This is a genomic window from Paenibacillus sp. EC2-1, from assembly GCF_049311625.1.
Taxonomy (GTDB): Bacteria; Bacillota; Bacilli; order Paenibacillales; family Paenibacillaceae; genus Paenibacillus_AQ.
Window position 1 is genome coordinate 2,228,345 of the sequence record NZ_CP186006.1, and the last position, 12,731, is coordinate 2,241,075.

11 protein-coding genes and 1 riboswitch are annotated in these 12,731 nt (G+C 43.5%); of the genes, 6 read left to right on the top strand and 5 right to left on the bottom strand.

Annotated features, from left to right (window positions below; all coding sequences use genetic code 11):
• Positions 1–75: 75 nt before the first annotated feature.
• The 3 genes from parE to ACK8P5_RS10570 all read left to right on the top strand — a co-directional run bounded on the left by parE (position 76) and on the right by ACK8P5_RS10570 (position 5,287).
• Positions 76–2,055 (top strand): DNA topoisomerase IV subunit B, encoded by a 1,980-nt coding sequence (gene parE / locus ACK8P5_RS10560; protein ID WP_422660892.1) that lies wholly within the window; start codon positions 76–78, stop codon positions 2,053–2,055.
• An 11-nt stretch (positions 2,056–2,066) separates the two neighbouring features.
• Entirely contained in the window at positions 2,067–4,526 is a 2,460-nt protein-coding gene (gene gyrA / locus ACK8P5_RS10565; RefSeq protein WP_422660893.1) for a DNA gyrase subunit A, read from the top strand.
• Between the two features lie 338 nt (positions 4,527–4,864).
• Positions 4,865–5,287 carry a MarR family winged helix-turn-helix transcriptional regulator gene (locus ACK8P5_RS10570; protein WP_422660894.1) on the top strand — a complete coding sequence of 141 codons (423 nt, stop codon included), beginning with the start codon at positions 4,865–4,867 and terminating at the stop codon, positions 5,285–5,287.
• A gap of 113 nt (positions 5,288–5,400) precedes the next feature.
• Here the strand turns inward: ACK8P5_RS10570 and ACK8P5_RS10575 are convergent, their stop codons facing one another.
• The 4 genes from ACK8P5_RS10575 to ACK8P5_RS10590 form a co-directional block, all read right to left on the bottom strand.
• Positions 5,401–6,132 (bottom strand): RluA family pseudouridine synthase, encoded by a 732-nt coding sequence (locus ACK8P5_RS10575; RefSeq protein WP_422660895.1) that lies wholly within the window; start codon positions 6,130–6,132, stop codon positions 5,401–5,403.
• A gap of 5 nt (positions 6,133–6,137) precedes the next feature.
• Positions 6,138–7,001 (bottom strand): class I SAM-dependent methyltransferase, encoded by an 864-nt coding sequence (locus tag ACK8P5_RS10580; RefSeq protein WP_422660896.1) that lies wholly within the window; start codon positions 6,999–7,001, stop codon positions 6,138–6,140.
• Positions 7,002–7,100: 99 nt separating this feature from the next.
• Positions 7,101–9,125: an endonuclease MutS2 gene (locus ACK8P5_RS10585; protein WP_422660897.1), complete on the bottom strand. Its 2,025-nt coding sequence runs from the start codon at positions 9,123–9,125 to the stop codon at positions 7,101–7,103.
• A 27-nt stretch (positions 9,126–9,152) separates the two neighbouring features.
• Complete coding sequence (locus ACK8P5_RS10590) at positions 9,153–9,428, bottom strand: hypothetical protein (protein ID WP_422660898.1); 276 nt, start codon at positions 9,426–9,428, stop codon at positions 9,153–9,155.
• A 304-nt stretch (positions 9,429–9,732) separates the two neighbouring features.
• Positions 9,733–9,874: riboswitch (cyclic di-AMP (ydaO/yuaA leader) on the top strand.
• A 2-nt stretch (positions 9,875–9,876) separates the two neighbouring features.
• Between ACK8P5_RS10590 and ACK8P5_RS10595 the strand changes: the two genes are divergently transcribed.
• Entirely contained in the window at positions 9,877–10,743 is an 867-nt protein-coding gene (locus ACK8P5_RS10595; protein WP_422660899.1) for an NlpC/P60 family protein, read from the top strand.
• Positions 10,744–10,842: 99 nt separating this feature from the next.
• Here ACK8P5_RS10595 and ACK8P5_RS10600 read toward each other — a convergent pair whose 3' ends face one another.
• Positions 10,843–11,139, bottom strand: a complete 297-nt coding sequence (locus ACK8P5_RS10600; protein ID WP_422661436.1) for a GNAT family N-acetyltransferase — start codon at positions 11,137–11,139, stop codon at positions 10,843–10,845.
• A 109-nt stretch (positions 11,140–11,248) separates the two neighbouring features.
• Here ACK8P5_RS10600 and ACK8P5_RS10605 point away from each other — a divergent pair, with 109 nt between their 5' ends.
• Complete coding sequence (locus tag ACK8P5_RS10605; protein ID WP_422660900.1) at positions 11,249–11,569, top strand: hypothetical protein; 321 nt, start codon at positions 11,249–11,251, stop codon at positions 11,567–11,569.
• Positions 11,570–11,770: 201 nt separating this feature from the next.
• The gene (locus tag ACK8P5_RS10610) at positions 11,771–12,721 is read left to right on the top strand and encodes a carbohydrate ABC transporter permease (RefSeq protein ID WP_422660901.1); all 951 of its coding nucleotides are present in this window, start codon (positions 11,771–11,773) and stop codon (positions 12,719–12,721) included.
• Positions 12,722–12,731: the final 10 nt, after the last annotated feature.

A 12,731-nucleotide genomic window follows, 5' to 3' on the forward strand; every position in this document is an offset into this window, starting at 1 on the left:
GAGGTATACAAAACATTTGTTTGCATTTTGGGGGTGCTAACCCCCCTTATAGTGAAATATGAAGGAGGAGCATGAATGGTCGAACAGATCGATAGGTTTGCAGAGTCATCACAGAACGGCCCAGATGGCCGCTCGGGATACGATGCTGACGACATTCAAGTGCTCGAGGGCCTAGTTGCTGTACGCAAACGGCCAGGCATGTACATAGGTAGCACAAGCTCGTCAGGTCTGCATCATCTGGTGTGGGAAATCGTAGATAATGCGGTGGATGAGCATCTTGCGAAGTACTGCTCGAGAATAGATATAACTTTACACAAAGACAGTTCAATTACGGTATATGACAATGGCCGAGGCATTCCAACAGGAATGCACAAGACAGGAATTCCAACACCGCAAGTTGTATTCACGATACTACATGCGGGTGGAAAATTCGGAGGTTCAGGATACAAGAAGTCCGGTGGTCTTCACGGTGTTGGTGCCTCGGTTACGAATGCATTGTCAGAATGGTTAGAAGTTGAGATTTATCGTGATGGTAAAATCCATCGTCAACGCTTTGAATATTGGCAGGATAAAAAAGGAATTGAGCACGTAGGAGAGCCGGTAAGTGGGCTTGAAGTGTTAGGGAATACGAACAAGACAGGCACGAAGGTAACCTTTAAGCCAGATACGCGTGTCTTTTCGGCTGGAATTCATCTGAATTACGATACACTTGCAGAGCGACTTCAGGAAATTGCTTTCTTGAACTCGGGTCTACGGATTGTACTGAAGGATGAGCGAAGTGGGAATAGCGATGAGTTCTTTTATGAAGGAGGAGCCAGTCAATTCGTTGAGTTCCTGAACGAAGGAAAGGATGTCCTTCATGATGTCATTCACTTTTATGCCGAAAAGGATGAGATCGAAGCGGAAATTGCGCTGCAATATAACGCAGGATATACCGAAACGATTGCTTCATTCGTTAACTCTATTCCAACGCGGGGTGGAGGAACACATGAAACAGGATTTAAGACGGCTTATACGCGTGTTATGAACGACTACGCCCGTAAGAACAATCTTTTGAAAGAGAAGGATAAGAATCTTGAGGGTAACGATCTCCGTGAAGGTATGATGGCTGTAATCAGTGTCAAAATGTCTGAAGTGGAGTTTGTAGGTCAAACGAAGGATCAGCTTGGTAGTGCATCTGCACGTAGTACGGTGGACAGCATCGTTACTGAGAAAATGCAGATTTTTCTAGAGGAAAATCCACAGATCGCTCAGACCCTTCTTAAGAAGGCGATTCAAGCATCCAAGGCACGTGAAGCAGCGCGTAAAGCCCGGGATGAGATGCGAACGGGTAAGAAGCGCAGTGAAAGTTCCAACCTCGGCGGGAAGTTAACACCTGCACAGTCCAAAGATTTCACTCGTACTGAGCTATTCATCGTAGAAGGTGATTCAGCAGGTGGGTCTGCGAAACAAGGGCGAGATTCTAAGCTTCAAGCCATTCTGCCATTGAAGGGTAAGCCGATGAATCCTGAGAAGTCGAAGCTTGCTGATATTTTGAAGAATGATGAATATCGTGCGATTGTAGCGGCAATTGGTGCTGGAATCGGTAATGAATTTACAGCTTCAGACAGTAATTATTCAAAAATTATTATCATGACCGATGCCGATACGGATGGAGCGCATATTCAGGTGCTTCTTCTCACATTCTTCTACCGGTACATGAAACCACTCATCGATGCAGGCCGAGTTTATATTGCACAGCCACCACTTTATAAGATCTCAAGTAAGTCAGGCAAACTTCAAACGGTGAGATATGCTTGGCATGAAGAACAGCTTGCGAATTACTTGAAGGAGTTCAAAACTTATGAGCTTCAGCGCTATAAAGGACTGGGTGAGATGAATCCCGATCAATTGTGGGAGACTACGATGAATCCGGAATCAAGAACTTTGCTGCAGGTTCAGATAGAGGATGCAGCAAAAGCGGAACGACGAGTATCTACACTGATGGGGGATAAGGTCGATCCCCGGAAGCGCTGGATCGTAGAAAATGTGAACTTTGCAGAGTTTGAGGAATAGAAGGTGAAGTCATGAGTTTATCAGAACAGTTTTTACCGGCCTTTCTAGAAGAGATTGTGGGTGACCGCTTTGGTCGGTATTCTAAATATATTATTCAGGACCGTGCGATACCTGATGTGCGTGATGGTCTAAAGCCTGTACAGCGCCGTATTCTGTACGCCATGTACGATTCCGGCAACACACCGGATAAACCGTATCGTAAATCCGCCAAAACGGTCGGGGATGTTATGGGTAACTATCACCCTCACGGTGACTCTTCAATCTATGAGGGTATGGTTCGTATGGCACAGCCGTGGAAGATGGGACATGTTCTCGTAGACGGACACGGTAACTGGGGGTCTCAGGATGATGACCCAGCTGCAGCAATGCGTTATACCGAAGCACGTCTGTCACCGATCGCGATGGAATTGCTTCGAGATATCGAGAAACGGACAGTGCTCTTTAAGGATAACTTCGACAATACGGCTAAAGAACCGGTTGTCCTTCCTTCTCGTTATCCGAACCTACTAGTAAACGGTACGAGCGGGATTTCTGCTGGTTTTGCTACCGAGATTCCACCTCATAATTTACGCGAGGTAATTGATGCTTGTATCGCTGTAATGCAAAAGCCAGATATTGAGCTTCATGAAATTATGACATTCATTAAAGGTCCGGACTTCCCAACTGGCGGTATTATTATGGGGGGGACGGGGATTCAGGACGCTTATCGGACAGGCAAAGGCCGTGTCTATCTTCGTTCGAAGACAGATATTGAATCTCTACGTGGTGGTAAGCAGCAAATTGTCATTACCGAAATTCCATTTCAAGTTGTTAAAGCACGTCTTGTCACAGCGATGGAGAACATCCGTATCGAGAAAAAGGTTGATGGTATTGCAGAAGTTCGGGATGAGAGCGGACGCGAAGGCCTACGGATCGTTGTAGAGCTGAAAAAAGACGCAGATGCGAACGGTATTCTTGCGTATCTCTTCAAAAAAACAGATCTACAAGTGACTTACAACTCCAACATGGTTGCGATCGTTAATAAAACTCCGCAGCAGCTTGGTCTAAAGGCGATGTTAGAGGCCTATATTGCCCATCAGCGCGAAGTTGTTACCTTCCGGACCCAATATGAGCTGGAACGAGCGGAAGACCGTGCGCATGTATTAGAGGGCCTAGTCAAGGCTCTTAATATATTAGATGAGGTTATTGCGGCAATTAAAGCCTCCAAGAACCGTCAAGACGCACAGAATAACCTGCAATGGATGTTTGGATTTACAGAACGCCAAGCTGATTCCATACTGACCCTTCAGCTTTATCGTCTGACCAACCTGGAAATTCATTCACTTCAGAAGGAACTGGATGAGTTGACGAAAAAAATCGAGGGTCTTCGCGCGATTTTGGACAATGACAAGAAGTTGATTTCCGTTATTCGTAAAGAGTTGATGGAAATTCGCGATAAGTATGGTATTGATCGTCGTTCATTAATTCAGGAAGAAGTAGAAGAGATTAAGGTGAATCTTGAGGTGATGGTTGCAGCTGAGGATGTACTTGTCACGCTCTCGAATGACGGATACATCAAACGTACGAGCATGCTGTCATTTAATCGCTCAGGTGGGGAGCCTGACAGCTCAGGCGTAAAAGAAGGTGACTATGTCACCCGTGTGCTAGAGGTAAACACCCTTGATAATCTGTTAATTTTCACACAGAAAGGGCAATACTTCCTTCTACCCGTGCACCAGATTCCAGAGTACAAGTGGAAAGAGGCGGGCACAGCTATTGTTAACGTCATACAACTGGCCAAAGAAGATGAGATTGTGTCTGTCATCCCGGTATCCAATATCGAAGAAGAAGGGAAGACGCTTGTCTTCGTGACTCGGAAAGGCCAAGTGAAACGGACGGAACTCAAGGAATACGCTACGAAACGGACTGGCGCTGTTGCCGCAGCAAAAGTTGCAGCAGAGGATCGGGTGCTTACTGTAACTTTAAGTGACGGAACGAAGGATATCATGCTATTTACTAAAGATGGCATGAGTATTCGGTTCCAAGAGCAAGAGGTTAACACTATGGGACGTGTCTCTGGCGGCGTAAGAGGTATTCAGTTACGTGAGGGTGATGAAGTAACAGCTGCTTTATGGGTAATGGAGGATGAAGGTGAAATATTGACCATGACCGATCTAGGATATGGTAAACGCTCATTACTCCTTGACTATCCTACTCAGAGCAGAGGTGGAAAAGGTATCGTCACCTTTGAATTCAAGGAAGGCAAGCGTGTGAAACCGAATGGTAGTCGGATCGTTGGAGCATTCTATTGTAGGGAACCACTTCGAATTATGGCGTACAGCCGAGAAGGTACTGCCTTTGCTATTGATTCTGAGAAAGTACCGATTCATGAACGTAAATCGATTGGTAAGCTGTTAGCCGATGTCGGTAAGAACGGTGAGATCACAGACTTACTTCTGACTCCTGAGTTAAAGCATAATTCTTCAGATTAAAAACAATTTTGTTAAGTAGACAATAGAGTTTTACTGCACTAAAGGACACCGAATTCCTGTTATGGAATTTGGTGTCCTTTTTGATGCTGAAGAAGGTTTGATGGGAGAGTTGCACGGCTCTTGTCGAATGTGTGAGATGTCTGAAAAAGCTTGTCAGTAAAGGGTTAGCGGCATTTGTCGGATGCTTAGAGATTATATTTTTTATCAAAAATAGCAGGAAAAAGAAGCTTTTGGCACGAAAGTTAATCATATAAAATACCGGAAATTCTGGTCGCTGAACTGTAATCTTTAAGCTGATTATTCGTAGTTTTTTCATGGAGAGGAAGGAGTTAATGATGATGCATACGAACGAATTTGCAAAAGTATGGTCTAAGCTGGCCAAGGATTATAGACTTCATATGGAGAGTGGTCTTGCACCTGCATTGACTGAAGCTCAGCTCACAGTGCTGGAAGTATTAGAGGAACAGAAGAGAATGAAGCCTTCTGACTTCATACCTTATTTGGCAACAAGCCCGGCTGCTGTAACGATGCTGCTTGACCGGATGGAGAAGAATGATTTGATTATCAGGCAACGCGACGAAAAAGATAGACGAATCGTTTGGGTTACAATCTCAGAACGTGGACGAGCAGAGGTAATGCGAGGGATGCAAGTTAGAGAAGATTATTTATCACATGTTCTTAACCGCATCTCTTCACATAATCAACAGCTCCTCGTTTATCTGCTGGGTAAAGTTAGTGCTGCTCCGCAGGAAGCTGGTTAGGGTAGGGGGTACAACGAGGGGATGAATCGCTCCTACAAGGAGTGTTAACCTGATGAAATAGGAACACCCCTGTAAGATCTCTCGATCTTACAGGGGTGTTCTTGTGTAAGGGTCTATTGGTAGTTCTTTAACTCTTCAAGGATCCGAGCAGTATCAAATGAATTCCATGGATGTATCTCAGGAGGAGTCGATTCAATGCGTATCTCTTCCTTTGTGACCGGATGTGGGAATCCAACAAGCGCTGACCAAAGAGCAATCTGCTGACCAGCTTTGTTGAACCCTTTTCCATATCTTTGATCTCCGTAAAGAGGGCAGCCGGCATGGCTGAATTGGACACGAATCTGATGAGGTCTGCCTGTATGAAGCTCAACTAGAACGAGGCTCATAGCGCCTGCTGTCTCAAGAACAGTATAGTCAAGTATTGCTTCCTTAGAGCCCTCAGTCCCTTTAGGAACGACGCTGACTGTGTTGCTGCGGCTGTCTTTGTAAAGCGTATCGATTAGTCGTCCGGTCGGCTTTTTCATTCTTCCGTGCACTACAGCTACGTATAGCTTGCGAAAATTCCGGCTACGAACAGCTTCTGACAAGCGAGAAGCAGCCTTTGACGTCTTCGCGAAGACCATAGCGCCTCCAACTGGGCGATCCAGACGGTGAACGAGTCCAAGGAATACATTCCCGGGCTTGTTGTAACGAACCTTTATGTCATCCTTCAAAATCGTCAGCATATCCGGATCTCCGGAGGAATCCTCCTGAGAGAGGATGTTTACAGGCTTACTGACGCCTAGTACATGATTATCCTCATACAGGATTGGGATATCTGGATATTTATCTTTCATGTGAGTCATAGGCACTAAGATTCCCAGCGACCCAAAATACCACACGGAAGATTCAGGCCTGAGTTGGTTATTGGAAGTCCAATCTCACCTGCACTAATGCTGCCGCCGTATCTTGGTTGCATGGTCATAGAGAGCATGTTCTTCAATACGGTTGGTGATATGCCTGTTGTATACGAGTTAATCAGCATGAAGAGTGGATTGTCAGATAGAATATCTAAACAACTCTCAAGGAACGGGTATAAGCTTTGTTCCAGTTTCCAAGTCTCTCCGCTAGGTCCACGACCGTAAGAAGGGGGATCCATAATAATGGCTTCGTATTTATTACCACGGCGCTGCTCGCGTTGTACGAATTTAAATACATCATCAGTAATGAACCGAACAGGACGGTCTGCCAAACCAGATAAAGCCAAGTTCTCCTTCGCCCATTGGACCATACCTTTAGCGGCATCGACGTGAACAACCTGTGCTCCAGCGTATGCCGCAGCGACCGTTGCTCCACCTGTGTATGCGAATAGATTTAGAACTCGAATTGGACGCTGTGCATCAGCAATTTTATTCATCATCCAGCGCCAGTTCGCAGCTTGCTCAGGAAACAAGCCGGTGTGCTTGAAGTTTGTCGGGCGAATATGGAATTTGAGTTGATCGTAAGAGATACTCCAACGCTCAGGAAGTTGCTTTTTCATATCCCAATTACCGCCACCTGACGAGCTGCGGTGGTAGTGACCATGCACATTTCTCCATACACCACTATCATTCTTTAGAGGCCATATAATTTGCGGATCCGGACGACGCAGAATCACATCACCCCAGCGTTCAAGCTTTTCTCCGCCTCCCGTATCTATAACTTCATAATCTTTCCAATCATCAGCTACATACATGTTGAAAACCATCCTTCAAATAGTCATTTAAGCTTTATTGTACAACATTTACTGCGTATATTGCCACAGCTTGTGCATATGGAGCTTCTCGCCTCATTCTTAGTGTTCTGGTTTTGTTTCAATGGTTAGTCCTTCGACATGCTTTCGATTCATGAGCTTTCGCTTTTTGCGATTTTCTTTGCTTTCGAGAACGATGTCCAGATCATAGTCATCCGGATACAAATCTTTGCCTGCAATATGCAGCTTGAGACGTTTGTGATTGATTTTGAATTTTTGTTTCTGTATAAGAACACCCACCATGCCGCGAGAATCAATCGTTTCGTAGACAACACCTGTCCGGTTCATTGATGACACGTATACACTATCCCCTAGTTGATAGGAAGGAAGTGACCGAGCAGGAGCGGGATTATCATCATGATCCGCTTGACGTTCAATTTTGTCTTCTAGTTGATGAAGTGGCGCCGAAGCTTTCTCTAGTGACGATGTGTCCTTAATCATATGATCTGCAGGAGTGGAGTCAAGTGTCATACCACTGATTGTTGTGTCTTTTTCACTCACAGACTTACTGTCTTTCGTGAATACTGTACCTTCCTGGGTTCGCCCTGCTTCTGATATTTGGCGGGAGCGAGTGATGATAGAAGATGGGATACCTAATTTTTCGGCTATAACGAAAGCGTAACTCTGACCGGCTTCTCCGATCTTTAATCGGTACTTCGGTTCTAGTGTTTCCGTATCAAATTCCATTCGTGCATTTTCGAAACCAGATGTCATTGTGGCGAAATTCTTGATTTCGGTAAAATGAGTCGTTACCACCACGGTTGATTTTCGGCGATAGAGCTCTTCGAGCACAGCGATAGAAAGTCCAACCCCTTCTCCAGGATCTGTACCTGAAGCCATTTCGTCTAACAGAATCAAAGTTTTGCCGTTGGCGGTATCTAGAATGTGTTTAACATTTCTAATATGAGCGGAGAATGTGCTGAGTGCATGTTCAATGCTCTGTCCATCACCGATATCGACGGAGAGATGTTCAAATACGCTGCACATACTATTCTCCTCTACAGGTATGAGTAAGCCGGATTGTACCATCAAAGTTAACAAGCCTACCGTTTTCAGTGTCAAGGTCTTACCGCCTGTGTTCGGTCCTGTAATAATTAGAGACCGATAATTGTGTCCGATTGTAAAATCCAACGGAACCATGTGAGACCCGATCAGAGGATGGGTAGCTTGTTTAAGTGAAATAACACCTTGATCGTTCAGCTGAACGTCTCTTCCACCGATCGACAATGCATATTTTCCTCTTGCGATGATGAAATCATATAATCCTACGGTGTCGGTATTCAAGTTCAGTTCATGGTTATATTTCTCAGCTAGAGCGGTTAATTCACTCAATACCTTGGTTTCTTCACGAGCTTCATCTGATTGAAGATAACTGAGCTCCATCTGAAGACTAGAGACTTCGGTTGGTTCAATATAGACGGTCTGACCGCTTGCTGATTCATCAAGCACAGTGCCATTCACCAGTCTGCGATGTTCTTTTTTAATAGGTAGAACAAATCGTCCATTCCTTTTGCTGATCAGCGACTCTTGCATAATATCCTTGTGTTTATGAAGTAGGCTATCCAGTTTGCGTTTAATCCGTTCTTCACACACGATGATTTTCTTGCGAATTTTTGCCAGGTCTTTACTAGCTGCATCAACAACACGACCGCCGTGAATACATTGCTCAATTTCTGTTAGAAGCGGTGTTAACTCATACATGGAGGAAGCGTATGAGGCAATGGTAGGAGCGATTTCACTCTTGCTAGTCATATAACGAATGAGCTGCCTACAGCTGCGTAAAAATTGCACTATGTGTGTGAAATCTCTTTCACTGAGCACATATCCTGTTCCAAGTAACTGTAAAACTGGCTCGATTCCTTCAAGTGATGGGATTGGAACACTCGCACCTGCACGGAGAAGAGTGCGAGCTTCCGCAGTCTGATCAAGCTGATGGCGGACAGCTTTAAGCTGGGTTAGTGGTTTCATCTCAAGAATATGCCTTTTACCAACATACGAAACAGCGAATCGTTCCAAGTCTTGCTGCACCTTATCGTATTGAAGTTGTTTTAGAGTGGTTAAATTCATGCGGATCATAACTCCTTTTTCTGTGATTTATACATTCCTGAAGCAGCCCCGGGCAACAAAAAAAGGCAGAGAATGAACCATAGGTTCACTCTCTGCCTTTAGACAAGTCTGCCTGCATATACGATGTCTGGTTAGAATATGCCGACTAAATAACAGCATACTCGTAAAAAATCCGCGCTGAACACTCAGCACGGATAAATAGACGCCAATATACAGGATAGACATCCTGGGCTTCAATTGATATCCGTAGTTCTTAACTAATTGCATAGACGGAAAAATCCACAAGAAAATAAACATAGCCATTTCGGACTATGATTCAAGAAATTTCCAGTCTTATGAAATTTGGTTAGTTAAGAACGCTCACCGACATCAAAATCTCTCCTTAAATAGAAGGTATGAAATAAATATAAATTTTTTTATAGGTGAAAGTCAAGGTGATATATGAAGTAATTCTAAAAAAATAGCCAGTCATTGACGTTGTTATAGGTATCGAAAAAGTATCAATTTACGTTTAAATAGTTACAATCTATTCATAATTTCATGAAACGGACACAATTTAGACGTAAATTGTCTTGCTGGATGTGTTACCTTATTATGAGTAACTTGGAATAACTAATGGCTGAATCCAAGCGAGCATAACGTTTGGTACGGGGGATCTTAATTTTGGGGTGAATGTTTATTTTTATAAACTAGGAAATACCTCTTTCCGAATCCGGCAACTAACCTCGGAAGCAACAAGGAGGAAAACATCATGAATAACATACTGAAGAAACTTCTATTATCCGGAGCGATTGTTGCTTCATCATTCGCTCTTAGTGCTAATTTTGCAAGTGCCGCAACGTCTTCCATAAAGGTTCAAATTAATGATTCACTAGTATCATTCCCGGACCAGAAACCATTTATTGACGCAAAAGGATATACGCAGGTACCGATTCGCATGATCGGAGAAAAGCTGGGTGCAACGGTTAAATATGAGAAAGTTAACTCATACATAGTTAAGGTAACAATTAAAAAAGGAAGTACCACAATTGTACTGAAGTCAGGTTCAAGCATTGCTACTGTTGGCTCCAAACAAGTTAGAATGGACACAACGATGCGCGTGGTAGAAGGACGTTCATACGTTCCACTTCGTTTTGTTACCGAAACATTCGGATTCACGCTCAAATGGGATTCTAAGAACAATATTGCTATGTTGAGTACAGATGGCAAAACCTATAAACCAGCTTGGACAGCTCCAGCGCAAAGCGCATCCAAAGGAGCCCGGGTAGTGACTGAAGCTAAGAAACACTTAGGTGTTAAATACGTATGGGGCGGTTCTTCTCCATCGCAAGGATTTGACTGCTCTGGCTACATTCGTTATGTATATGGCAAAATGGGTGTGAGCTTGCCGCACAGTTCCATTTCGATGCATGATAACCATGGAACTCCAGTTTCAAAAAGCAATCTTAAACAAGGTGATCTGGTATTCTTTATCACCAATAAAGTTTCAACTTCGCATGTAGGTATTTACATTGGGAATAATGAATTTATTTCGGCTACAAGTAAAGGAATTACGATCGCGAACATTAACAGTTCCTATTGGGGGCCGAAATATAATGGTGCAAACCGAATTTTTTAATATCGTGAATAGCAAAGGGTTGTCTCCACGTCATCATTGATGACAAATCGGGGACAGCCCTTTTTTTGTGGCCAATATGTTTTGGGGGATGTCCGTCAATTAATGTAGTAGGTCACGATCTTCGGGAAATTTATCGAAATGATATGCTGCATAGGAGCAAGCGGGATTGATTTTCAAATTCTCTGTTCTAGCATAATCGATGACTTTACGAATAAGCTTCTCGGCAATTCCTTTACCCCTTAATGAAGAGTCAACAAAAGTATGATCTATGCTAATAACATCATTACCGAGGGATGTAAAAGTGATTTCGGCAACGTTCTTTCCTTGTTCTTTGATATAGAATCGTCCTGTATCTGACTGAATTTCCATCATGGATGTTAACCTCCTTTGATCTATTTTTTATTTACCCGAATTTAGTATGCTCTAAACGATTCTCTATAGGCAATACACCCTATGCTAGGCGTCTGCATATGATGAGGTAAGGATAATTCAAAGGAGTGACGATATGACAACATACTCGACTCACCAAGTCGTGTATCAATGCGACCAACATACAGCGAACTCATTGATGCAGCACAAGGAAAAAGTACATCATACGTGCAAAAACGCTGTAAATCGTAAAGTGCGGATACAGACGGTCGATAATGAGATGATCGAGGGAATCGTAGTAGGCGTGGACGCAAAATTCGTATATCTTAATATTGATAATGGTGGTTCTCGTGGATTCTATCCGGGTTTCCCACCGCCAAGACCCCCGTATCCCGCCTATAATCCCATTCTTCCGTTAGCTTTGTTTAACTTACTAACCATCAGTCTATTGTTATAAGTATGTGGCAAGATCATCAGATGGAATGAAATGATATGAAAGCCTGTGTGTTTTTCCGCAGGCTTCTTTTAGTTAAGGGAAATATTTACATATAAATAAACATCATAATCTAGCTTCGTCCTCATAACCATTTACAGAAAGGATAAGTAATCTGGTGTTCCAGTGCAGTGGGTTGTCATTCAAGAGAGGAGGAGGAGGTATTTGTCATCCACCCCAGTAAAGAAAGTGCATTCTAACCCAAGCGGTCTGTCCAGAAGGAAATTCAGATTTAATCGAAATGATTGGATGGGTTACTTATTTAGTGCTCCATTGATTATCGGTGTGCTTGCATTTGCGATCTACCCTATGTTCGCGGCTCTCTTTATGAGTTTTCACCAGACATCAGGACTTTCTTTGAATGGAAAGTGGGTGGGATTGAACAATTACAGTTATGCTTTACAGGATTCGATATTTTGGCAAGCGCTTTCAAATACATTTGTCATGGGAATATGGTCCGTACTACTTGGTATTGCACTCTCGTTCATCCTTGCAAGTATGATTAACAATCTTAAGTGGCATCTGGGAAGGAATTTTTTCAAAGCGGTATACTTCCTGCCGAACGTGGTATCAGGTGTTGCTACAAGTCTTCTGTTCTCATTCTTGTTCTTCCCGTCTAAAGAGGGACTGATTAACTTCATAATTAACCTTATTGGTCTTAATCCTGTCGGTTGGTTCACGAACCCGGATGTTTCACAGTATAGTATCGTCTTAATGAGCTTATGGGGAGCGCTCGGGTATAACACGATTATTTTTCTTGCAGGACTTCAAAGTGTTCCACGTGATCTTTATGAAGCGGCCGAAGTGGATGGGGCTGGTACTTATCGTAAGTGGCTGTATATAACGATTCCTTATCTACGACCCATTTTTGTTTTTATGCTTATTATGGGAACGATCGGTGGGATGAAAAGATTTACGGATGTTTGGCTAATTGGAGGCACAGCTGGGAATCCAGGAGGAAGTCTGATGACGGTTGTACTTTATATTTACCGAAATGCCTTCTTGGCTTCTCAAATGGGGCTTGCGACAGCCGTGTCCTATCTATTGTTTCTAATGATACTCATGTTGACCGTATTCCTCATGCTTCTTAACCGCCGGAAAGACAGTTTAGATTAAGTTAGAGACT